Origin of the sequence: Dyella flava (assembly GCF_016904955.1) — a bacterium.
Taxonomy (GTDB): Bacteria; Pseudomonadota; Gammaproteobacteria; order Xanthomonadales; family Rhodanobacteraceae; genus Dyella_B; species Dyella_B flava.
The window spans coordinates 60,214-81,754 of sequence record NZ_JADIKE010000032.1; the positions used below are offsets into that span (position 1 = coordinate 60,214).

Annotated in this window: 19 protein-coding genes; 9 read left to right on the top strand and 10 right to left on the bottom strand. The window is 61.9% G+C overall.

All coding sequences use genetic code 11. The features are described 5' to 3' along the window. The first annotated feature begins 166 nt into the window (after positions 1 to 166). Complete coding sequence (gene secA, locus ISP19_RS07675; RefSeq protein ID WP_204680783.1) at positions 167 to 2,890, top strand: preprotein translocase subunit SecA; 2,724 nt, start codon at positions 167 to 169, stop codon at positions 2,888 to 2,890. Between the two features lie 64 nt (positions 2,891 to 2,954). On the opposite strand, the gene ISP19_RS07680 is transcribed toward secA, so the two are convergent. The 6 genes from ISP19_RS07680 to ISP19_RS07705 all read right to left on the bottom strand — a co-directional run bounded on the left by ISP19_RS07680 (position 2,955) and on the right by ISP19_RS07705 (position 10,094). Beyond that, entirely contained in the window at positions 2,955 to 3,806 is an 852-nt protein-coding gene (locus ISP19_RS07680) for a symmetrical bis(5'-nucleosyl)-tetraphosphatase (protein WP_204680784.1), read from the bottom strand. A 52-nt stretch (positions 3,807 to 3,858) separates the two neighbouring features. Then, the gene (apaG, locus tag ISP19_RS07685) at positions 3,859 to 4,242 is read right to left on the bottom strand and encodes a Co2+/Mg2+ efflux protein ApaG (protein ID WP_204680785.1); all 384 of its coding nucleotides are present in this window, start codon (positions 4,240 to 4,242) and stop codon (positions 3,859 to 3,861) included. 74 nt (positions 4,243 to 4,316) lie between these two features. Then, positions 4,317 to 5,105: a 16S rRNA (adenine(1518)-N(6)/adenine(1519)-N(6))-dimethyltransferase RsmA gene (gene rsmA / locus ISP19_RS07690; RefSeq protein WP_204680786.1), complete on the bottom strand. Its 789-nt coding sequence runs from the start codon at positions 5,103 to 5,105 to the stop codon at positions 4,317 to 4,319. Between the two features lie 4 nt (positions 5,106 to 5,109). Further along, entirely contained in the window at positions 5,110 to 6,114 is a 1,005-nt protein-coding gene (gene pdxA, locus ISP19_RS07695) for a 4-hydroxythreonine-4-phosphate dehydrogenase PdxA (RefSeq protein WP_204680787.1), read from the bottom strand. A 25-nt stretch (positions 6,115 to 6,139) separates the two neighbouring features. Beyond that, positions 6,140 to 7,504, bottom strand: a complete 1,365-nt coding sequence (locus ISP19_RS07700) for a peptidylprolyl isomerase (protein WP_204680788.1) — start codon at positions 7,502 to 7,504, stop codon at positions 6,140 to 6,142. Positions 7,505 to 7,610: 106 nt separating this feature from the next. Beyond that, positions 7,611 to 10,094, bottom strand: coding sequence for an LPS-assembly protein LptD (locus ISP19_RS07705; RefSeq protein WP_204680789.1), 2,484 nt, complete (start codon positions 10,092 to 10,094; stop codon positions 7,611 to 7,613). A gap of 83 nt (positions 10,095 to 10,177) precedes the next feature. Between ISP19_RS07705 and msrB the strand changes: the two genes are divergently transcribed. Further along, the gene (gene msrB / locus ISP19_RS07710; RefSeq protein WP_204680790.1) at positions 10,178 to 10,579 is read left to right on the top strand and encodes a peptide-methionine (R)-S-oxide reductase MsrB; all 402 of its coding nucleotides are present in this window, start codon (positions 10,178 to 10,180) and stop codon (positions 10,577 to 10,579) included. 175 nt (positions 10,580 to 10,754) lie between these two features. Here the strand turns inward: msrB and ISP19_RS07715 are convergent, their stop codons facing one another. From ISP19_RS07715 to ISP19_RS07725, 3 genes are read right to left on the bottom strand one after another with little or no spacing between them, the layout of a single operon-like run. Continuing rightward, positions 10,755 to 11,678 carry a histone deacetylase family protein gene (locus tag ISP19_RS07715; protein WP_204680791.1) on the bottom strand — a complete coding sequence of 308 codons (924 nt, stop codon included), beginning with the start codon at positions 11,676 to 11,678 and terminating at the stop codon, positions 10,755 to 10,757. Between the two features lie 8 nt (positions 11,679 to 11,686). Further along, on the bottom strand, positions 11,687 to 12,253 hold the full coding sequence (locus ISP19_RS07720) for a cob(I)yrinic acid a,c-diamide adenosyltransferase (protein WP_204680792.1): 567 nt from the start codon (positions 12,251 to 12,253) through the stop codon (positions 11,687 to 11,689). After that, a complete protein-coding gene (locus ISP19_RS07725) occupies positions 12,253 to 12,849 on the bottom strand; it encodes a hypothetical protein (RefSeq protein WP_204680793.1) in 597 nt (198 codons plus the stop codon). Before ISP19_RS07725 ends, ISP19_RS07720 begins: the two co-directional genes overlap by 1 nt. Positions 12,850 to 12,952: 103 nt before the next feature. Here ISP19_RS07725 and ubiH point away from each other — a divergent pair, with 103 nt between their 5' ends. The 4 genes from ubiH (at position 12,953) to ISP19_RS07745 (ending at position 16,665) form a co-directional block, all read left to right on the top strand. Then, complete coding sequence (gene ubiH, locus ISP19_RS07730) at positions 12,953 to 14,179, top strand: 2-octaprenyl-6-methoxyphenyl hydroxylase (protein ID WP_204680794.1); 1,227 nt, start codon at positions 12,953 to 12,955, stop codon at positions 14,177 to 14,179. Next, on the top strand, positions 14,176 to 15,378 hold the full coding sequence (locus tag ISP19_RS07735; protein ID WP_204680795.1) for a UbiH/UbiF/VisC/COQ6 family ubiquinone biosynthesis hydroxylase: 1,203 nt from the start codon (positions 14,176 to 14,178) through the stop codon (positions 15,376 to 15,378). Before ubiH ends, ISP19_RS07735 begins: the two co-directional genes overlap by 4 nt. Positions 15,379 to 15,430: 52 nt before the next feature. Then, complete coding sequence (locus tag ISP19_RS07740) at positions 15,431 to 16,225, top strand: dienelactone hydrolase family protein (protein ID WP_204680796.1); 795 nt, start codon at positions 15,431 to 15,433, stop codon at positions 16,223 to 16,225. 125 nt (positions 16,226 to 16,350) lie between these two features. Continuing rightward, positions 16,351 to 16,665 carry an RcnB family protein gene (locus tag ISP19_RS07745; protein ID WP_204680797.1) on the top strand — a complete coding sequence of 105 codons (315 nt, stop codon included), beginning with the start codon at positions 16,351 to 16,353 and terminating at the stop codon, positions 16,663 to 16,665. 81 nt (positions 16,666 to 16,746) lie between these two features. Here the strand turns inward: ISP19_RS07745 and ISP19_RS07750 are convergent, their stop codons facing one another. After that, complete coding sequence (locus tag ISP19_RS07750) at positions 16,747 to 17,769, bottom strand: polyprenyl synthetase family protein (protein ID WP_379945941.1); 1,023 nt, start codon at positions 17,767 to 17,769, stop codon at positions 16,747 to 16,749. Between the two features lie 261 nt (positions 17,770 to 18,030). On the opposite strand from ISP19_RS07750, the gene ISP19_RS07755 reads away from it, so the two are divergent. The 3 genes from ISP19_RS07755 to ISP19_RS07765 all read left to right on the top strand — a co-directional run bounded on the left by ISP19_RS07755 (position 18,031) and on the right by ISP19_RS07765 (position 21,533). Further along, on the top strand, positions 18,031 to 18,837 hold the full coding sequence (locus ISP19_RS07755) for a DeoR/GlpR family DNA-binding transcription regulator (protein WP_204680798.1): 807 nt from the start codon (positions 18,031 to 18,033) through the stop codon (positions 18,835 to 18,837). A 198-nt stretch (positions 18,838 to 19,035) separates the two neighbouring features. Beyond that, positions 19,036 to 20,544, top strand: a complete 1,509-nt coding sequence (gene glpD / locus ISP19_RS07760) for a glycerol-3-phosphate dehydrogenase (protein ID WP_204680799.1) — start codon at positions 19,036 to 19,038, stop codon at positions 20,542 to 20,544. Positions 20,545 to 20,702: 158 nt separating this feature from the next. Further along, positions 20,703 to 21,533 carry an MIP/aquaporin family protein gene (locus ISP19_RS07765; protein ID WP_204680800.1) on the top strand — a complete coding sequence of 277 codons (831 nt, stop codon included), beginning with the start codon at positions 20,703 to 20,705 and terminating at the stop codon, positions 21,531 to 21,533. Positions 21,534 to 21,541 lie beyond the last annotated feature (8 nt).

Here is a 21,541-nt window from a genome sequence, read left to right on the forward strand (position 1 = left end):
GAAAGCGCAACACGCTACCGCCACCCCTTGGCCAGGCGGTAACGATGTGCAGGGGCGCCGCAGGTTCCCACGTTTGGGATACCTGCAGGACCCTAGTATCATCAAATCTTTGTCCGTCCGGATTGGTCCGGATGGGCTTCCCTAAGTTTCCTGATCCGGAAGATCGATGTTCAACCGTGCCCTGACGAGCCTTTTTGGCAGCCGTAACGACCGCGTGCTGCGCCAGCTTTCCAAGACCGTCGCGCGCATCAATGCGCTCGAGCCCGAGCTGGAAAAGCTTAGCGACGAAGGCTTGCGCGGCAAGACCGCCGAATTCAAGCAACGCATTGCTGGTGGTGAAGCGCTCGACAAGCTGCTGCCGGAAGCCTTCGCCGTGGTGCGAGAGGGCGCCAAGCGCGTGCTCGGCATGCGCCATTACGATGTGCAGCTGATCGGTGGCATGGTGCTGCACATGGGCAAGATCGCCGAAATGCGCACCGGCGAGGGCAAGACCCTGGTGGCGACTGCCCCCGTGTACCTCAATGCCCTGGAAGGCAAGGGCACCCACGTGGTCACGGTCAACGACTACCTGGCCAAACGCGATGCCGCCCAGATGGGCAAGCTGTATAACTTCCTGGGCCTAAGCGTGGGCGTGGTGTGGCCGGGCATGGATCATGCCGACAAGTTTGCCGCCTATGCCGCCGACATCACCTACGGCACCAATAACGAGTTCGGCTTCGATTACCTGCGCGACAACATGGCACTGTCCAAGGACCAGCGCTGCCAGCGCGGCCTGCATTACGCCATCGTCGACGAAGTGGACTCGATTCTGATCGATGAGGCGCGTACGCCGCTGATCATTTCGGGTCCGGCCGAAGATTCGCCGCAGCTTTATATCGCTGTGAACAAGATCGTGCCGCGCATGGCGCGGCAGGAAGTCGAGGACGGCGCGGGCGATTATTGGGTCGACGAAAAGCAGAAACAGGTACACCTGTCCGAAGAAGGCATGCAGCATGCTGAAGAGCTGTTGCAGCAGGCAAAGGTGATCGACGAGGAAAGCAGCCTTTACGATGCGCGCAATCTTGCCATCGTGCACCACCTCAACGCCGCCTTGCGCGCCAACGCCATCTATCAGCGCGATGTCGATTACATCGTGCGCGATGGCGAGGTGATCATCGTTGACGAATTCACCGGCCGTACCCTGGCGGGCCGCCGCTGGTCCGATGGTCTGCATCAGGCCGTGGAAGCGAAGGAAGGCGTGCCGATCCAGCGCGAGAACCAGACGCTGGCCACCGTCACCTTCCAGAACCTGTTCCGCATGTACAAGAAGCTGGCCGGCATGACCGGCACGGCCGATACGGAAGCCTACGAATTCCAGCAGATCTACGGCCTGGAAGTGGTGGTGATCCCCACGCACAAGCCGATGATCCGTCAGGACAACGCGGACATGGTGTTCCTGAGCCAGGAAGTGAAGTACAAGGCGGTCATCGAAGACATCAAGGATTGTCACAAGCGTGGTCAGCCGGTACTGGTGGGCACCGCCTCGATCGATGTGTCGGAGCTGCTGTCCGATCTGCTGCGCAAGGCAAAGATTCCGCACGAAGTGCTCAACGCCAAGCAGCACGAACGCGAAGCGCATATCGTGGCTCAGGCAGGCATGCCGGGTTCGGTGACCATTGCCACCAACATGGCCGGACGTGGTACCGACATCGTGCTCGGCGGCAGCCTGGAAGCAGCGCTGGCAGCGCTGCCGGAAGATGCTGCGGAGACCGATCGCGCCCGCGTCAAGTCCGAGTGGAAGAAGCGCCATGAGCAGGTGCTGGCCGCCGGTGGCCTGCATATCGTCGGCACCGAGCGCCACGAGTCCCGCCGTATCGACAATCAGCTGCGCGGCCGCTCCGGTCGTCAGGGTGACCCTGGATCCTCGCGTTTCTACCTTTCGCTGCAGGACAACCTGCTGCGCATCTTCGGTGGCGAAGGCCTGGTGCGCTGGATGAAGCGCTTCGGCATGAAGGAAGACGAGGCGCTGGAAGACCGCATGATCAGCCGCCAGATCGAAAAGGCGCAGCGCAAGGTCGAGCAGCATAACTTCGACATCCGCAAAAACCTGCTGGAATACGACGACGTCGCCAACGATCAGCGCAAGGTTATCTATCGCCAGCGCGATGAGCTGCTGGAAGAAGATGACGTTTCCGCGACGGTGGCCGATATCCGCGAAGACGTGGTCGATAGTCTTGTGCGTCGTTACGTCCCGGCCGACAGCATCGATGAGCAGTGGGATGTGGCTGGCCTGGAGCGCGAGCTCGAAAGCGATTTCGGTCTCTCGGCCCAGCTCAAGCATTGGCTTGAGCACCAATCCGAGGCTGATGCCGGCACCGTGCTGGAGCACGTGCGCACACTCATCAACGAGATGTTCCAGGCCAAGGAAAAACAGATCGGCCCCGAAACCATGCGCCAGCTTGAAAAGCACATCATGCTGAGCGTGGTGGACAATGCCTGGAAGGAACACCTTTCCAGCATGGATTACATGCGTCAGGGCATTTATCTGCGCGGATACGCGCAGCAGGATCCCAAGCAGGCATTCAAGCGCGAATCGTTCGACCTGTTCTCGCAGATGCTGGCGCGCATCAAGACCGAGGTCACCCAGATGCTGGCGCGCATTCGCATTCGCAGCGAGGAAGAAGTTGCTGCGATGGAAGCCGAGCAACAGCGCATGGCCGAGCGCATGCAGCGCCAGATGCTGGCCAGTGGCGGTGGCGCGCCGGTGGGAGCGCTGGGCGCGGAAGCGGCGGTGCAGCAACAACCTGCGTCGCCCGAGCAGGTGGTGAATGGTCCGAAGGTGGGGCGCAACGACCCTTGCCCGTGCGGTTCCGGCAAGAAGTACAAGCACTGCCACGGTCAGTTGAGCTGACCGTGCGCAATTTGATGTAGGTCGGGTTAGCCCGACTTACGTCAGTGCCGGGCCGGGTGTGGATTTAGTCGCCGTCGCCTGCCAGGCGCTTGCGATGTGGCTCGGCATCCACGGTGATGTACTGCGGTTCTTCACCATCAAGGCGTAGCGCAGTGAGCTTGCCGCCCCATACGCAGCCCGTATCGATGCCGTAGACGCCCAGGCCGGCGAAGCGCCCCAGCGCGGACCAGTGTCCGCACACGATGCGCATGTCGCGGCGGCGCATGCCGGGTACTTCGAACCAGGGATACATGCCCGGCTTTTGCGTGCCGGGGGCACCCTTGCCTTCGAAATCGATGCGCCCGTTGACGTCACAGAAGCGCATGCGCGTCAAAGTGTTGATCGCGGCGCGCATGCGTTCGATGCCTTGCAGCCGGCTCGACCATGCAGCCGGACGATTGCCGAACAGGTTTTTCAGCAGCCTGGGGTGGCGCGGGCTGGAAAGCTCGCGTTCGATTTCCAGCGCACAACGCTGCGCCTGCTTGAGTGTCCAGGTTGGGGCCAGGCCGGCATGAACCATCGTCCAGCCCAGGGTTTCGTCGTGATGCAGCAGTTTCTGGCTGCGCAGCCACTCAAACAGCGTGGGCGCATCCGCGGCGAACAGCACTTCGCGCAGCTCGGGGTTGACCCGCGCCTGTGCGTCCTCTTTGCGTAAAGCGATGGCGAGCAAACTGAGGTCGTGATTGCCGAGCGTCACGATGGAGCTCTCGCGCAAGGAATGCACCAGGCGCAAGGTATCCAGTGATTGTCCTCCGCGATTTACCAGATCACCGCAGAACCACAGGCGATCATGCGTCGGATCGAAGCGCAGCTTCTCCAGCAGCCGCTGCAATTCCGGATAGCAGCCTTGTACATCGCCGATTGCATAGGTAGCCATCAGCGCGTCGCCTCAAAGGTCTGCTGCGCGCCGCGCATCATGTCGGTTCCTCTCAATGGAGCGTGCGTGGGATGGAAAGAGTGAAGGTCGGGATAGGCGCCTCGAAACGCGTGCCGTCGTCGGCGACCATCTGGTAGCTGCCGTGCATGGTGCCCACCGCCGTTTCCAACACTGCGCCGGAGGTGTATTCGTAATCGTCGCCGGGGCGCATCCATGGTTGTTCGCCAACCACGCCTTCTCCGTGCACTTCCTCGATCTTGCCGTTGGCATCCGTGATCACCCAATGACGGGTGAGCAAGCGGGCGGGAAGAACGCCCGCATTATGCAGTTTGATCGTGTACGCGAAGACGTAGCGATTCTCGCCAGGAGCCGATTGGTCCGGAACGAAGCGAGTCTGGACGCGCACGTCGATCGAGTAGGGGGATTTCTCGTTCATGATGCCATTGTAAGGGCTAAGCATGCTCATGGGCAGCGTGGCTCACGCCGCTTTGCTCGGGCCCGACTAGGGTGTCATGAAGCCACTTCGACTTTGGCGAGTCGCACAAAATCCTGGGGCGAGAGTGTCTCTGCCCGCGCCTTGGGATCGACATCGGCCTGCCGGATCGCGTCAGCATCCATCCATTGCCGCAACGCGTTGCTGAGCGTCTTGCGACGCTGAGCGAAGGCGGCTTTTACAATCCCATATAACCGTTCCGGATCCGCATCGTGGCGTGCCTCGGGCGCAAGCGGCACCAGGCGAACCACGGACGAATCGACTTTCGGGGGTGGACGGAAAGCGCCAGGCGGTACATCGAACAGCGGCTCGACTCGACATGCGAGTTGCAGCATGACGGATAGCCGTCCATACACCTTGCTGCCCGGTTCGGCCGCCATACGATCGACCACTTCCTTTTGCAGCATGAAATGCATATCGGTGATGGCCGCTGCATGGTCGATGCAGTGAAACAGGATCGGGCTGGAGATGTAGTACGGCAGATTGCCGGCAATACGCAGACGCGAAACGCCTTCGCGATGCGCCATGGCGGTGAAATCAACCTTCAATACATCCGCGTGCACGATGGCCAGTTCGCCGATGCCGGCGGCATGGGCGTGCAGGTTAGGGATGAGGTCGGTATCCAGTTCGATTGCGGTGAGCTTGCCTGCGGCAGCCAACAAGGGGAACGTCAGGGCGCCTTCGCCGGGGCCGATTTCCACCAGAAAATCATCGGGGCGTGGCGAGATGGCATTGACGATGCGCTCGATGTAACGACGTTCGTGCAGGAAGTGCTGGCCGAAGCTTTTTTTGGGACGGGCGCTCATGGGATTACGGCTGGATGACTTTACGGCTGCGGGCGACAAGATCCAGCGCCAGATTGGCCGCAGCGATCAGGCTGGATGGATCGGCCTTGCCGCTACCGGCCAGGTCCAGGGCGGTGCCGTGGTCGACAGATGTGCGGATGAAGGGCAGGCCCAGCGTGAGATTCACGGTGCGATCGAACGCTTCGCTTTTGAGTACCGGTAACGCCTGGTCGTGATACATCGCGAGTACGGCGTCGTAGCGCTTTCGCTGGGCGGGCACGAAGGCGGTGTCGGCCGGCAAGGGGCCAAGCAACTGCATGCCTTGTCCACGGAGCTTTTCCAGCACGGGGATGATCGTGTCGATTTCCTCGTGTCCGATATGGCCGTTTTCGCCAGCATGCGGATTGAGGCCGAGAACGGCGATGCGCGGTTCGGAGAAGCCAAACTTCGCGCGTAGTTCGGCATGCACGATACGCAGTGTCCGCTCCAGCGAAAACGCGTCAATGGCAGCGGAGACCGCGTGCAAGGGCAGGTGCGTGGTCGCCAGGGCGACACGCAGCTCGGGGCTGGCCAGCATCATCACCACGTCGGCATGGCTCTGCGCGGCAAAAAATTCAGTGTGACCGCTGAAGGGGATGCCCGCCTCATTGATCGAGGACTTCTGCAGCGGTGCCGTGACCACGGCGGCATAGCGTCCCTCGGCACAACCACGCGCTGCTTCGGACAACGTGGCGAGCACGTGCTGGGCATTGCTTGGATCGGGTGTGCCAGGGACTTCTGGAGCGGCCAGCGGGATATGCCGCACGCGCAGGCTACCTGCGGCACGTGTTGCGGTATCTGCACCGTCATCATCGATCAGCGTGATGGTGGTGCCGCAGCGCGCGGCGGCGCGTTCAAGCAGCGAACGATCGGTGATCGCAACGAAATTGGCCGCCAGCGAGGTGGCGGCCAATCGGACAAGCAACTCAGGACCCACCCCAGCCGGCTCGCCTGCAGTCAGGGCGAGCCGCGGTAGTGCGGAACCGTTCACGGCGCTCTCGCGAATGGCGAGGCCATTACGGAGACGCCTTTTCGACCGGGCCGTTGTTGTTCGAGTCGTTGGACTCTTGCAGTTCCGGTACCAGGATCTTTACGTAGGCGTCGGAGCGCAGCTGGCGCAGGAAGTCGTCGTAGGCCTGGTCGGCTTTGCGGTTGCCGATCGCCTGGCGGGCCTGATCGCGAGCCACTTCCGTGGTCATGTCGGTGCTGCGCGTACCCAGGCGCTGCAGGATGTGCCAGCCGGCTTCGCTCTGGAACGGCTGTGAAATCTCGCCATCTTTCATCTGGTCCACTTTCTGGCCGATCAGCGTGCCCCAATCGCCCTGCTGGAACCAGCCCATGTCACCGCCGGCGTTGGCGGTCGTGTCGTCATTGGAGTTGTCCTTCGCCAACTTGGCGAAGTCCTCGTGCTTGTTGACGATGCGGTTGTAGAGATCCTCGGCTTTCTGCTGGGCCTGGGTCGGAGACAGCAATTCGCTCGGACGGATCAGGATCTGGCGTGCGTGGTATTCGGTCACCATCTGCTTGCTGGGTGCGCGTGTGCCGATCAGCTGCAGGATGTGGAAACCGGTCGGACCATGCAGGATGCCACTCACTTCGCCGGGCTTCAGGGAGTCAATGGTGTCCACGAAAGCCGGCGGCACTTCGTCCATGCGGCGCCAGCCCAGGTCGCCGCCGTCCAGTGCGTCCGGGGCGTCGGAGAAGCGGATGGCGGCGGCCTTGAAGTTCATGCCGCCCTTGATTGCGGCACGCGCCTGCTCAGCCTTGTTCTCGGCCGCCTGAATATCGGCAGCGCTGGCGCCGCTGGGAATGCTGACCTGGATATGCGCCAGATGCACTTCGCCGGCCTTGTAGGTGGGGCTGTTGAGGAGGTTGTCGATTTCGCTGTTGGTGACCGAAACCGAGTCACGCACCACGTTCTGGTGCAGCTTCTGCACCACCAATTGATCATGCAGCTGCTGGCGGAAGGCCTCGAAGCTCAGGCCGCTCTGCTCCACCGCGGCGTGTAGCTGGTCGGGCGTCATCTTGTTCTGAGCCGCGACATTCTGCACAGCCTGGTCAACTTCGGCGTCGGACACGCGAACACCCTGGTCGTCAGCGCGCTGCAACTGCAGCTTCATCAGGATGAGGCGATCCAGTACCTGTCGGCGCAGCACATCGAGGGGAGGCAGCTGGCCCGGCTGACTGGCGTACTGCTGCTGGATGGCGGCGACGGCGTCGTTCAGCTCGCTCTGCAGGATGACATCGTCTTCCACCACGGCGACGATCCGGTCGATCGGCTGCGGACCGGAAGAGTCCTGCGGCGACAAGAGTTGAGCCTGGGCGAGCGACGGGATCGCCGTGACGATCGTCAGCAGGAACAACGCAAAAATCTGCTTCATCAGTGAACAGCCTTCTGTCGCCGGTGGCGAAGGAAATGAATGGTAAGTCCGAATGGCGGCCGGGCCGGCCGCCGTTCAGTGCACGCCCGACCCTGCCTGGGCGCGCTTATTGATAGCCAAGGATATCACGCCGCAGGATGCTGTCCGTCTGACCGCTGAACGCACCCATGCCCTTGAATTCCAACTCGAACATGACGGCGGTGTCGCTGCCTGGCGGGATTTGGCCTGGCAGCAGGCTGGTGACGATCCCGTCGTAACCCGTCACATAGCGGCGCGCTATCACGCTCAATTTTACGCAGCAACCCTCATATTGCACGCCGGCCACAGCCTCCACCGTGCGCTTGTCCAGGACTGAATACGTCCAGTCGCCGATCAGGCGCCAGCGGTCCGTGAGCGGATAGACCGCGGAGATATCGTATTGTTCCACCGTTTTCTGGTAGGTCTCGGCCGTTGAGGCAGAGGGGGCAACGAGTGCGAGATTCTGACGGAGGCGGTAGGAGAAATTGAGCACGCCGTCGAAGCCGAGGCGGCGCTGGATTGTGAACGTGCCTAGCTCGGTCTTGCGGGTGTTTGGATTCCACAGGTATTCCGAACTCATCGTCCATTGGTCGTTTAGCTGGCTGCTCAATTCAGCCACGTAGTCGGAACCGGCCCAATAGGTGGGTGGGGTATAGGTCTGCTGTACCAGCTGTGGCGTGAAATAACGGATCTGTCCGAATGTCGCCGTAAGCCGCTCCACACCGCCTTCGTCGAGCAGTCGGCTGGTGACCGCGGCGGTTAGGTTGTTGGCATTGATCTGGCGGTCGGCGCCCGCAAACTGGTTCGGCGCGAACAGCATCCAGTCGTCGAAGTCCATCAGACTTGTATCGAACAGTGGCAGGTTGTTCTGGTTGCGGTAGGGCACGTACAGGTAGTACAGGCGCGGTTCGAGCGTCTGCGTGTAGTTTGTGCCGAACATCGACATGCTGCGATCGAAGATCAGGCCCTCGTCCAGGCTGACGATCGGCAACGAGCGGCTCGGATTGGCGTCGGTGTACTTGTAGGTGCTTATCGTTGTCGGGGTCGTGATGGCGTAGGTGTAGTCCTGATATCCCGCGTCCAGCCAGTAATCCGTATAGCGATAGGCGATTTTTGGCCTGATGAACCACCATGAGCCCTGGTAGTCCGCGTCGACATAGGGATAGAGATCCAGACGGCTGCCTTCCACGCTCTGGGACCTGTGGAACGATACCGCTTCGCTGTTCAGTCCGAAGTCGTACCAGTGCCAGAAAGGGATATCCAGATTGAGGGTGGCGCGAGGGAGTCGCTTGTACGGCTCCACAGAGTTCGGTTCCGATGGATCCACGTTCTGCCACATGTCGCCGCCGACCGAAGCGCTCCACCAGTTGCCCCAGCCGTTCAAATAAACGCTTGAGTACAGCAGTTCTGTGGAGATGGAGAAAAGGTCATCGCCAAAGTCGTGCAGGTAGTTTTGATCCGAAGCACGCGTGATATTGGTGTTGAGCGACCATTGAGGCCAAAGCGAATAGCTGTTGACGAATCTGTAGAGATAGCGTTGCTGGCCCTGCGTGTCGAAAGACGAGGGCGTGATTTTCTGGTCGTTGTACAAGTCGCTGGGCAGGAACTCGAAATCGAATTCGCCTTTCGTCTTGGGGAACATATAACGCACATCGCCGGACAGCATGGCGCCACGCAAAGAGTAGTAGCGCGGAATCAGCGTTGCGTCATAGTTGGGTGCAAGATTGAAGTAATACGGAATCCTGAACTGATAGCCCGCCTCGCCGGTATGCTCGAAGTACGGGTAGAGGAAACCGCTCTGGCGATCGTTGTTCAACGGGAACGACATGTACGGCGTATAGAAGAACGGGACGCCGTAGAGATTCATGGTCGCATCGTGCGCCACCCCGCGGCCCACGTTCTGGTCCGTGTCCATCTTCTTGGCGCGTATTTCCCAGATATGGCGGCCGATATCGCAGGTCGAATAGGTCGCTACGCTATAGCGGCTGCGATTGGCGTCGAGCATCTGGCCGCGTACCGCCGTGCCGTTGCCGTGCGAATCGAGCATCTGGAAACGCACGTTGCCGGTGGCGACGCCGGTACTGTTATTGGTGTTGCCGACGATGTGATCCGCCGACACCAGGTTGTCGTATTCCTGGTAGTGCACGTGACCGCGTGCATCGTAATCCGACGTATCGCTGTTGTAGTCCGCGACATCGGCATGCAGCTCCTGATCGGCGCGAACGGTCTTCACGTTGCCGGTCAGGTGGTAGATGGTCTGGTCCGGACTCTGCACATGGTCGGCCCAGACATAGGTCTTGGCGGTTTCGCGCAGCGACGAGTCCTTGCTCAGGAACGGATCGTAGAACTCCAGCAGGCCGTTGGGCCGGCACAAGGCGAAGTTATCCGGGCGAGGGGGGCAGAGAAAGGTGCCCAGCGGGCAGACCACCTCCGCGCCATCCAGGCTGGCCTTGGGCTTCCTGTTTTGGCTTCCGGCATAAACGGCAGGGCTGCTGCTGAGCAGCGCAGCAGAGGCGGCGATTGCCAGCAGGCGGCGTGGAGGCAGATAACGCAAGGGCGGCGTAGGCTTCACGTAGGCAGTCAATCGGAGGCGAAGGGGCGTTAAGCTAACAGAAAGGCCCTTCAATCGGCACGGGCTCTGGATGGAGATTCAACATGAGCGAGCACAAGCCTGACAAGACCGACGAACAATGGCGAGAAAGCTTGAGCCCGGAACAATATGCGGTGTGCCGTTGCTCAGCCACCGAGCCGCCTTTCAGCGGCAAGTGGTATCGGCACAAGGAGCCGGGTACTTATATCTGTGTGGCCTGCAAGGCCCCCGTGTTTGCTTCCGAAACCAAGTACGACTCCGGTTCGGGCTGGCCCAGCTTCTTCCAGCCGGTGACACGTTCCGCCGTCAGCCTGTTGCAGGATGACAGCCACGGTATGCATCGTACGGAAGTGCGATGTGCGGCGTGTGAGTCACATCTGGGACACGTTTTTCCGGACGGCCCCAAGCCCACCGGTCTGCGCTATTGCATCAACTCGCTGGCGCTGGATTTTGTGCCATTGAAATGATGTTTGCGGAGAGGGTGCTTTGGATCTTCTCCCCTTGGGGCGGCTTGGGGCGGCGCGCAGGGACTGACCATCATGGTCACGGTTTCGATACAGATTTGCGCAAGCACTGGCCCCTCACCTCAATCCTCTCCCCAAAGGGGAGAGGAAGCGAAGGTCGGCGCTCTGCGCCGGTTTGTTATGAGTCTAAGAGCGCGCTCACATGGGCGCTTGTGCAAGCGGCCAGCGCGCTCAGCTCATAACCGCCTTCCAGGGTCGACACCAGCCTGCCGCCCGCATGTGCGCGAGCTACATCGACCAGCCGCTCGGTAATCCAGGCGTAATCTTCGGTTTGCAGGCGGATATCGGCCAGCGGGTCGTTGCGATGCGCATCGAATCCAGCCGACACCAGCACAAGTTGCGGCTTGAACGCATGTAATCGCGGTAGCAGCGCGCCGTCCCACAGTTCCCGAAATTCGTAAGAACCATCGCCAGGAGAAAGCGGGGCATTGATGATATTTCCTGCGCCGTGCTCATCCTCGCGCCCGGTGCCCGGGTAGAGCGGGGATTGGTGGCTGGAAATGAACAGCACCTGCGGCTCGCGCTGGAAAATATCCTGGGTGCCATTGCCGTGATGCACATCGAAGTCGGCGATCGCTACCCGCTTCAAACCATGCGCCGCGATGGCATGGGCGGCACCTACCGCGATGTTGTTGAACAGGCAAAAGCCCATCGCGGTATCGGGCGTGGCGTGATGGCCTGGCGGACGGACCGCGCAAAAAGCGTGCGAGACGGGCCCCTTCATGACGGCATCGATGGCAGCGATCACCGCACCGGCGGCGCGCAGTCCAGCTTCAGCCGAGGCCGGCGACATCAAGGTGTCTTCATCCAGCCGGACCGTGCCCGATTCCGGCGTGGTGGCAAGGATCCGGTCCACATGGGCCGCGGTGTGGACCCGGAGCAGTTGCTCGCGGGTAGCACGCGGCGCTTCCACCCGATCCACGAGGGCAAAGCGGTCCTGATCCAGGGCATGTAGTACCGCGCGAAGCCGTGCGGGGGATTCGGCATGGCCCGGGCCGGGGTCGTGCTGCAGGCAAACGGCGTGGGTATAGAGCTGCAGCATGTGGCGGCTCAGGGTTTGGGCTTGCGGCGGCGCTCGTGTTGCCAGAGCACTTCGCCATGTCCGCCAGCGCGAGCCAACACACGTCCCAGCACGAACAGCAGGTCCGACAGGCGGTTGAGATAGCGCTGTGCCTGCGGCCGGATTTCCTCCTGCCGACCCAGCGCAATCACCTGCCGCTCGGCGCGGCGGCATACCGTACGTGCCAGATGGCAGCACGATGCCGCCATGCCGCCGCCCGGCAGGATGAAATCCTTCAGTGGCGGCAACGGCTCGTTGAAGCTGTCGAGCGAGTTTTCCAGGCGGGTGATGTCCGCATCCTCGATCATCGCCATGCCGGGAATGCACAGCTCGCCACCCAGGTCGAACAGCTCATGCTGCACCTGGACCAGCGTTTCGCGGACGGCATCGTCAACGTTGTCGCTGGCCAGCACCATGCCAATGGTGCTGTTGAGCTCATCGACGGTGCCGTAGGCTTCGACGCGCAGTGAATCCTTGGGTACCCGCGAACCATCGCCAAGACCCGTGGTGCCATCGTCACCGGTACGGGTGTAAATCTTCGAAAGCCGGTTGCCCATCAGTGCAGGGCCTGGCCCTGATGATGCTGGGTGATGCGCGCCATCTGTACCGCCAGCACATGCAGCACCGCACCAAGGCCGACATACAGCGCGGTGGTCTGCAGGAACGGCAGATACCAGTCACCCAGGTTCTCGAACCAGGCGCCGAAACTGCGCGGGGTCGGCACATGGCTGCTCAGCCAATAGAAGCTGCCGTTGGAGATCAGGTAGCACAGGTTTTCGCTGACCAGCAGCGCCACCGCAGCCAATGCCAAGGTGGACAGGCGCAGGCCCATCTGATGCTTGGCCAGCCAGCTGCCACCCAGCCACAGTGCGCCATAAGCGGGGATCAGGAGCCAATAACCCGCCGACATGCAGTATTGGGTCCAGAAGCTGATGCCCATCATGTGCGTGATCACGACGTAGTCGGTCAGCACGGCCGCGACCATCAGCAGCGGAAACGCCCAGCGGGCAGAACCGCGAAGCCAGAAGCCGGCCAGGAAGAAAATGCCCCAGCTTGCATCGGGCAGGGCGTTGAAGTGATGCATGCGGGTCGCCGCCATCACCAGGGCTAGCCCGGCGAAAATGCCGAAGCGCCGGGTCTGTGTCGTAGTCATAAGAAACTCCCTGAGAAACGGACGACCAATCGAAGGTGCCAAGTTTAGCCCAGCGCCACCTCGACATGCGAAGAATGCCGTCCTACCGCGTATCATCTCGCGCATGAATCCCTCCGCTCCCTTTGATGCCAACGGCAACATCCTGATCGTCGGCGGTGGCCTGGTCGGCGCCAGTCTCGCCATTGCACTGGATGCCGCCGGCTGCCGGGTCACCTTGGTCGAAGCCGCGGCACCTCGCGCAGATGCCCAGCCCAGTTACGACGAGCGCAATCTTGCGCTCGCGCGTGCCACCGTGAATGGGCTGACAGCGATTGGTGTATGGCCGCTGGTTGCCGCGCAAGCCACACCGATTCGTCATATCCATGTCAGTCGCGCGGGCGAATTCGGCAGCGCGCGCCTGGATGCGGCACGGCATGGCGTCGATGCACTGGGCTGGACTTTGCCGGCACGCGAGCTGGGCGCGGGCCTGCTGCGGCGCCTTGATAGGTGCGAACGTCTCGTGCGGCTTGCTCCCGCCAGCCTCATCGGCCTGGAAAAGCACCCCGAAGGCTGGCGCGCGCAGGTCAAGACCGGTCAAGGTATCCAGTCCATCGATGCGGCCTTATTAGTGGGCGCCGACGGCACCGAATCCTTTGTGCGTGCCCAGCTCGGTATCGACGTTGATACGCACGATTACCAGCAGACCTTATTTGTCTGCACGGTAACGCCGGAACGCGATCCGGCCCATCGCGCCTGGGAACGCTTCTCCGATGAAGGCCCCATCGCAATGCTGCCGCTGGCAGAGCGCCGCTGCGGTTTGGTGCTGACCGTGGCGTCGGATCAGGCCGCAGACGTTACGGCACTGGATGATGCAGGCTTTCTCGCACTGGCCCAGCAACGCTTCGGCTGGCGCCTGGGAAAGCTCACTCGTCCCGGCAAGCGTCATCCCTATGCCATCCGGCGCGTCGCTGCGCGCCAGCTGATCGCATCGCGTGCCGTGCTGGTCGGCAACGCGGCGCAGACCGTGCATCCCATCGGCGCGCAGGGCTTCAATCTCGGCTTGCGCGATGCATTGACACTCGCCGAGCTGGTGGCGGATGCCGCCGATCCGGGTTCCGTGGCGTTGCTCGAACGTTACGCGGCGCGTCGTGCGCCGGATCGCGAAGGCACCATGGCGATGAGTCACGACCTGGTGCGTCTCGCCTGCATGCCGCAACCGTTGCTGGCGCCATTCCGCTCCCTCGCCTTGCTGGCTTATGACCGGGTGCCGCCGCTGCAACGGGCGCTGGCGCGGCGCGGCATGGGTTTTCGTGGTGAGCCGCCACGCGCGGTGTTGGAGCGCCTGCCATGAGAACCGTACCGACCACCCAACGCCGCGGCCCGGCCTTGGATATCGCCGTCGTTGGCGGCGGCATGGTGGGCGCAGCCGCCGCGCTGGCATTGAGCCGGGCTGGGTTCAAAACGGCCTTGCTTGAGGCGCGTCCGCCCAGCGAGTGGCATGCACAGGATGAGGTGGATCTGCGTGTCGTCGGTCTGGCGCCCTCTTCCATCGCCTTGCTGGATGATCTGGGTGTCTGGACGTCCATTCGCGACGCGCGCGCCTGCCCTTATGCGCATATGCATGTATGGGACGCCGAGAACGGCGCAGCGATCGATTTCGATGCCGCCGACGAAGGTCGCGATCTGCTCGGCTACATCGTCGAAAACAATCTGGTGCAGTGGACGCTGTGGCAGTCGCTGGAAGCGGCCGGCGTGCAACGCCTGTGTCCGGCCACGGTGAAAGATTTTGAGACCCGTTCGGATCGCGTCGTGCTGGAGCTTGCCGATGGCGAAAGCCTGACGGTTCGTCTGCTGGTGGCCGCCGATGGCGCCGGTTCGCCGCTGCGCGAACGTGCGGGCATCGCTGCACGCGGACGGGATTACGGGCAACGCGCGATCGTGGCGCACGTCCACACCGAACGCGCTCATGCGCATACCGCATGGCAACGGTTCCTGCCCACCGGCCCGCTCGCGCTATTGCCGCTGGCTGATGGCCGCAGTTCGGTGGTGTGGTCGCTGCCGGAAGCGGAAGCGAGGCGCATCCAGGCGCTGGATGACGCTGCATTTTGCAACGAGCTCAGCATCGCGAGTGACTTCCGCCTGGGCCGAATCACCGCGGCCACGCCACGCGCCGCCTTTCCTTTGAAACTGCAACTCGCCGATACCTATCAGGCTGATCGCTTTGTCTTGCTCGGTGATGCCGCGCATGTCGTGCATCCCTTGGCGGGGCAGGGCGTGAATCTCGGTTTGCGCGATGTGGCCGAATTGCGCGACACGCTGGTCGCTGCGCGCGAGCAGGAACGCGACATCGCCGGCACGCATGTGCTGCGCCGTTATGCGCGTCGCCGCCGCAGCGCCGATACGCTGGATGCCTACGGTTTTGATGCGCTGGCGCGCATCTATGCCTGGCAATCGCTGCCGCTGGTGACTGCGCGGGGACTAGGCGTGCGGATACTCGATCATCTGGTGCCGTTGAAGCGGCGGATTGCTGCGCACGCTGCCGGCAGCTGATCGTCCGCCACCCCGATGTTGCATCTGATGACCCAAACTGAGGAATCACATCATGCGTTTCGTTCGACTGGGTTGTTTCGCGTTGCTTGCCGTTTTCAGTGTGGCCGTGCAGGCGAAGATGGTTCATCGCACGGTGGAATGGACGCAGGACGGCACGCGCTTCAAGAGCGTGCTGGTCTATGACGATGCCAGCAGCGCCAAGCGTCCGGGATTGGTGATGGTGCCGAACTGGTACGGTGTGAATGATGCCGCCGTGCAGAAGGCCGACATGATCGCGGGCAAGGACTATGTGATCCTGCTCACCGATATGTACGGTGAAAATGTGCGACCGCAGCCCGGTAATGCTGATCAGGCGAAGGCCGCCACCAAGCCGCTTTATGCGGATCGCACCCTGATGCGCAAGCGTATCAACGAAGCGCTGGCGCAATTGAAAGCACAGGCTGGAACGGCGCCAGTCGACCTTGCCAGGCTCGCCGCCATCGGTTTCTGTTTTGGCGGCACCGCCGTGCTTGACCTGGCCCGCAGCGGCGCCGATGTGGCGGCGGTGGTCTCGTTTCACGGTGGTCTGACGACCGACGATCCCGCCCTGGCCAAGAACATCAAGGCGCGCGTACTGGCCATGAATGGTGCTGACGACAAGGGCACCATGCCCGATGCCGACAAGTTCATGGACGAAATGCGCGGCAGTCCGGCCGAATGGCAGTTTGTCGTGATCGGGCATGCCGTGCATTGTTTTACCGAGGTCGGCGAAAACGCGCCGGGCTGCAAATACGACGCGGGTGCCGCGGCGCGCAGTTACCGCCTGATGCACGATTGGCTGGGTGCGGCATTCAGCGGTACCCCCTGAGATTTCAGGGGTGATAGGCTGACGCCGCCAGAGATAAGCAAGCAGTCCAAACCATAACGTAGAGATGAATTTGCCGGATAGGTTCGCTAGCTAGTACGTCGTGACAGTCACAAGGAGATATGTTCATGAACGTGTATGCGAGAGTATCGCTGGTCAGCTTGGCGTTCGTGTCGTTCGCTACTTTTGCGCAACCTCGGGAAGTGTCGGGGCGCGATGATCTGCAGTACTACCACACCGGCCAACCCGTGCCTGCCTACATGCTTGCCGACGATAATGTCGTGCTGAATTACCAGCACTATCACCTGGACAAACCCATGCTGGGCTATGAATGGGTGCGCGGTATCGAAGGCGAGTATCTGCTGGTTTCGACCAAATCGGCGATTCTCCGACGTATCGAATACCGGCCGAATGTTCCCGTCGAAACGGCTTTGCGCGATTGACCTTTGTCAAAGGCGGGGCGAGATGCGAAAGCTACTCGCCCTGTGAAGGCGAGCAGGCCATCGATCGGACCTTCTGCACGATCAGAACGTGCGCTGCACCGAATAATCCGCCAGCGTAGCCAGCGCATCGCGATAAGAAGATGCCGGCAAGGAGGCCAGTGCATCGCGTGCCGCATAAGCATGACGTAGCGCGCATTCGCGCGTGCGCTCGATGGCGCCCGAGTCGCGGATCGCGGCGAGGATGTGATCCAGCGAATCCAGGCCGCCGTGTTCGATGGCGTGGCGCATTTCGCGCGCCTGTTCCGCGCCGACCCGCTGCATGGCATAGATCAGCGGCAGGGTGGGTTTACCTTCGGCCAGGTCGTCGCCGATGTTCTTGCCCAGGGTGCCGGCATCGCTGACGTAATCCAGCAGGTCGTCGGCGATCTGGAAGGCATAGCCGAGCTGCATGCCGTAGCGGCGCAGCGCGGCGACCTGGGTGTCGGGCAGGCCGCCCAGCAGGCCGCCCAGTTCGGTGGCCGCGGCGAACAGCACGGCCGTCTTGCGTTCGATCACCGCGAGATAAGCGGCCTCGTCCACGTCGGCATTGCCGATATTCAGCAACTGCAGCACTTCGCCTTCGGCGATGGTGTTGGTGGTATCGGCAAGGATGCGCATGATGCGCATGTCATCCAGTTCAACCATCAACTGGAACGAGCGGGAATAGAGAAAGTCGCCCACCAGCACGCTGGCGGCATTGCCCCAGAGCGCATTGGCGGTCTTGCGGCCGCGGCGCAGGTCCGATTCGTCCACCACATCGTCGTGCAGCAAGGTGGAGGTGTGGATGAATTCGATCACCGCCGCCAGCTTGATGTGCTTGTCCGCGCCGTACCCTGCGGCCCGGGCGGCCAGGGCATGCAGCATGGGGCGCAAGCGCTTGCCGCCACCGGCGATGATGTGATCGGCGATCTGGTTGATCAGCACCACGTCCGACGCCAGCCGCTGACGGATCAGTGCATCGATACGCTGCATATCGCCTTCGGCTAGCGCACGCACGCTGGCAAAGTCGCGTATGGGATCGATGGTCTGGAGAACAGATGAGCTCATGCGGCTGGAACTGGACATAGATCCCCAATTATAGAGGCCGCGGCCGCTTTACGTGTGAGTAGAAACATAGCGTTCGCCCCTCGCGCCTCCCACGGGTCCTCACAGGGAGGTGCGGATGGCTTGCCAAGGTCCGGCGCCGGGGTGGGTAAACCCGGTCAAGCCTCGCGGAAAGGCCCGGGTAGGCTCCAGGCGGCACGGGCTCCTTGATCAAGGAATTAGCGCACAGATCGCCGGTTGCCCTCATGCGCCATGGCGGCGCCTCTTGGCGGTCACGCTACCATGAGGCCAGTTGTCCGGATGGAAGCCATGATGAGTGACCTGGTACTCAATCGCAGGCAGGAACTACTCGTGTCGCGCGTACGCGAGGAGGGCTTCGCCACCGTAGAGGATCTGGCCGGACACTTCGACGTTACCCAGCAGACGATTCGCCGCGACCTGGCCGCCCTGTGCGATGCGGGCTTGCTGCGCCGTTATCACGGCGGCGTCAGCATGCCTTCCAGTGTCGAGAACCTGGCCTACGCCAAGCGGCAAAACCTGTTGCAGGAGGAAAAGACCCGGATCGCCGCGCTGCTGGCCACGCATATTCCGGACGACGCTTCACTGTTTATCAACCTGGGCACCACCAACGAGGACGTGGCGCGCGCCCTGATGAACCACAAGGGTCTGCGGGTCATCACCAATAACCTCAACGTGGCGATCATGCTGAGCGAGAACCCGAGTTTCGAAGTGATCGTGGCAGGCGGTGTGGTGCGCGGCCGTGACCATGGCGTCACCGGCCAGCCGGCCATCGAGCTGATCCGTCAGTTCAAGGTCGATTTCGGGGTGATCGGCATTTCGGGTATCGATCCGGACGGCACCCTGCTTGATTTCGATCTGCACGAAGTGCGGGTGGCGCAAGCCATCATCGAGCACTCGCGGCAGGTCTACCTGGCCGCCGATCACAGCAAGCTGGGGCGTAATGCGCTGGTTCGCCTGGCGCCGATTTCGGCGGTCCATGCGTGGTTTACCGACCGTGCACCGCCGCCGGAGATGGTGGTGGTGCTGGATCAGGCCGGCACCCAGCTGCACGTGGCTGACGCCTCCTGATGCCGCGCTGCGTCGCGGCGTGCACTACCTGGAAATGTTTGAATACGCTCAAATATTCGAGTTGAAGAGCGTATTTGCGTGAGTTTTATGACAGAAATGTTCGATTTTGACCTTATATGAGTGAATTCGGTCATCTTTGCTGGACAATCTAACGAGGCCCATCCGTGGCAGGTCAGGAAGCAAGTCAAGGGACGAACGATGACTGAGCACTTCGATCTACTGGTCGTTGGCGGTGGTATCAACGGCGTTGGCATCGCCCGGGACGCGGCCGGGCGCGGGCTTTCGGTCTGCCTGTGCGAACGCGACGATCTGGCGGCGCATACCTCCAGCGCCAGCACCAAGCTGATCCACGGCGGCTTGCGTTATCTGGAGCAATTCGAGTTCGCCCTGGTCGGCAAGGCCCTGGCCGAGCGCGAGGTGCTGCTGCGCGCCGCGCCACACATCATCTGGCCGTTGCGCTTCGTCCTGCCGCATCAATCGCACCTGCGGCCGGCCTGGATGATCCGTCTGGGCCTGTTCCTCTATGACAACCTCGGCCGCGGCCGGCGCACCTTGCCTGGTTCGCGGCGGGTGTCCTTGAAACGCCATGAGTCCGGCCCGCCGCTGCGCGATGAATTCCATACCGGCTTTGTCTATTCCGATGCCTGGGTGCAGGACGCGCGGCTGGTCGTGCTCAATGCGATGGACGCGATGGAGCGTGGCGCGACGATCTACACCCGCACCCGCTGCGTGAGCGCCAGTCGCGATGATGACGGCTGGACGGCAGAGCTGGAATTGCCGCGTGGCGAACGTTCCACGATCAGGGCCAAAGTGCTGGCCAACGCGACCGGTCCGTGGGCCGTGCAGTTTCTCGACCAGGTGGCCAAGGTGGGGCACGATCACGCGTTGCGTCTGGTCAAGGGCAGCCACATCGTCGTGTCACGTCTGTTCGATCACCAGCACGCCTATATCTTCCAGCAGCCTGACCGGCGCATTGTCTTTGCGATTCCCTACGAACACGACTTCACCCTGATCGGCACCACCGATGTCGATTACCGCAGTGATCCGTCCGCGCCGCACATCGACATCGACGAAACGCGCTATCTCTGCGATGCGGCCAATCGCTACTTCAAGCGCAGCATTGGGCCTGCCGATGTGGTGTGGAGTTATAGCGGCGTGCGTCCCCTGCTGGACGACGAGCAAGGCAACGCATCCGAAGTGACGCGCGATTATCTGCTGGAGCTGGATCGGCAAGGCGCACCGCTGCTCAACGTGTTCGGCGGCAAGCTCACCACCTATCGCAAGCTGGCGGAAGAAGCCATGGACCGCCTGGCGCCATTGTTTCCGCATGCATCGGAAGCCTGGACGTCCAAAGGGCATCCGCTTCCCGGCGGTGAACGCCAGGATGTCGACACGCTGCAGCGCGAACTGCAATCGGCGCATCCGTGGCTGCCGGAGACATTGGTCTGGCGTCTGGTGCATAGCTACGGCAGCCGCAGCATGCATATCCTTGGACAAGCGCGTTCCCTGCAGGACCTGGGTGAACATTTCGGCGCGGATCTGTATCAGGCCGAAGTGGATTACCTGCGCGCGCTCGAATGGGCTGTGGATGCCACCGACGTGCTATGGCGCCGCAGCAAGCTCGGTCTGCGCTTCAGTCCGGAGCAAGTGCTGCGGTTGAGTGCGTATCTCGCCGATGTGCCGCTACGCCGGGCGTCATTTACCTAAGCTAACTTTTCCCTTGCACAAAGGGACGCAGCGAACAACACAAGGCCGGGCCAGGTACACAGCCGGCTACAGGGTCACCTCGGGAGGAGCGTCATGTTGAACCATGCAGTGAGTCCGTGCAGTGCAGTGCTGCCGTGGCGATGGCCGGAGGTGCAGCCATGAGCCGCCAAGCGATCGGTGAGCTGATTTCCGAAGCGATCGCCGTGTTCATCATCATCGCCTTCGGCGATTCGGTGGCCTGCATGTACGTGTTGTACGACCCAAGCCCCTACGTGAATGCGTATTGGGGCGTGTGCATCGCATGGGGGCTGGCCGTGACGCTTGCCATCTACGTGACAGGTTCGGTATCCGGCACCCATGCCAATCCGGCGGTGACCCTGGCGTTGGCCGTGTTTCGCGGCTTTCCGTGGAAAAAGGTGATTCCTTACAGCATCGCGCAGGTCATTGGCGCGTTTCTCGGCGCGGCCCTCGTCTATCTGCTGTTTTCACCGGTCATCGATCACTACAACCAGGTGCATCAGCTCACGCGTGCAGCAGGCGGTGCAGCGGGTGTGTTCTTCACCCATCCCGGATTGGCCATCACCCCGATGCACGCCTTGGTGGATCAGGTTGTACTGACCGCTTTCCTGTTGTTCGGCATTTTCGCCATCACCGAGCAGTACAACGAAATGGCGCCGGGCGCGAATTCCGGCGCGCTCATCATTGGTTTCCTGGTCGCCACGATTGGTGCATGCATGGGCTATCTGGAAGCGTGGGCGATCAATCCTGCGCGTGACTTCGGCCCGCGTTTGTTTGCGTTCGTCGCCGGCTGGGGTTCGTCTGCCTTGCCGGCACCGGACAACTACTGGTGGATTCCGATCGTCGGTCCGCTGATCGGTGGTGTCGTTGGTGGCGCGGCGTATCAGTGGCTCATCTATCCATTCCTGCCGGCGCGTCAGCGCGCGCTGCAAACCACCGGCGACCGCGTAGCGGCCGATTCCACCCGTTGAATTCATCG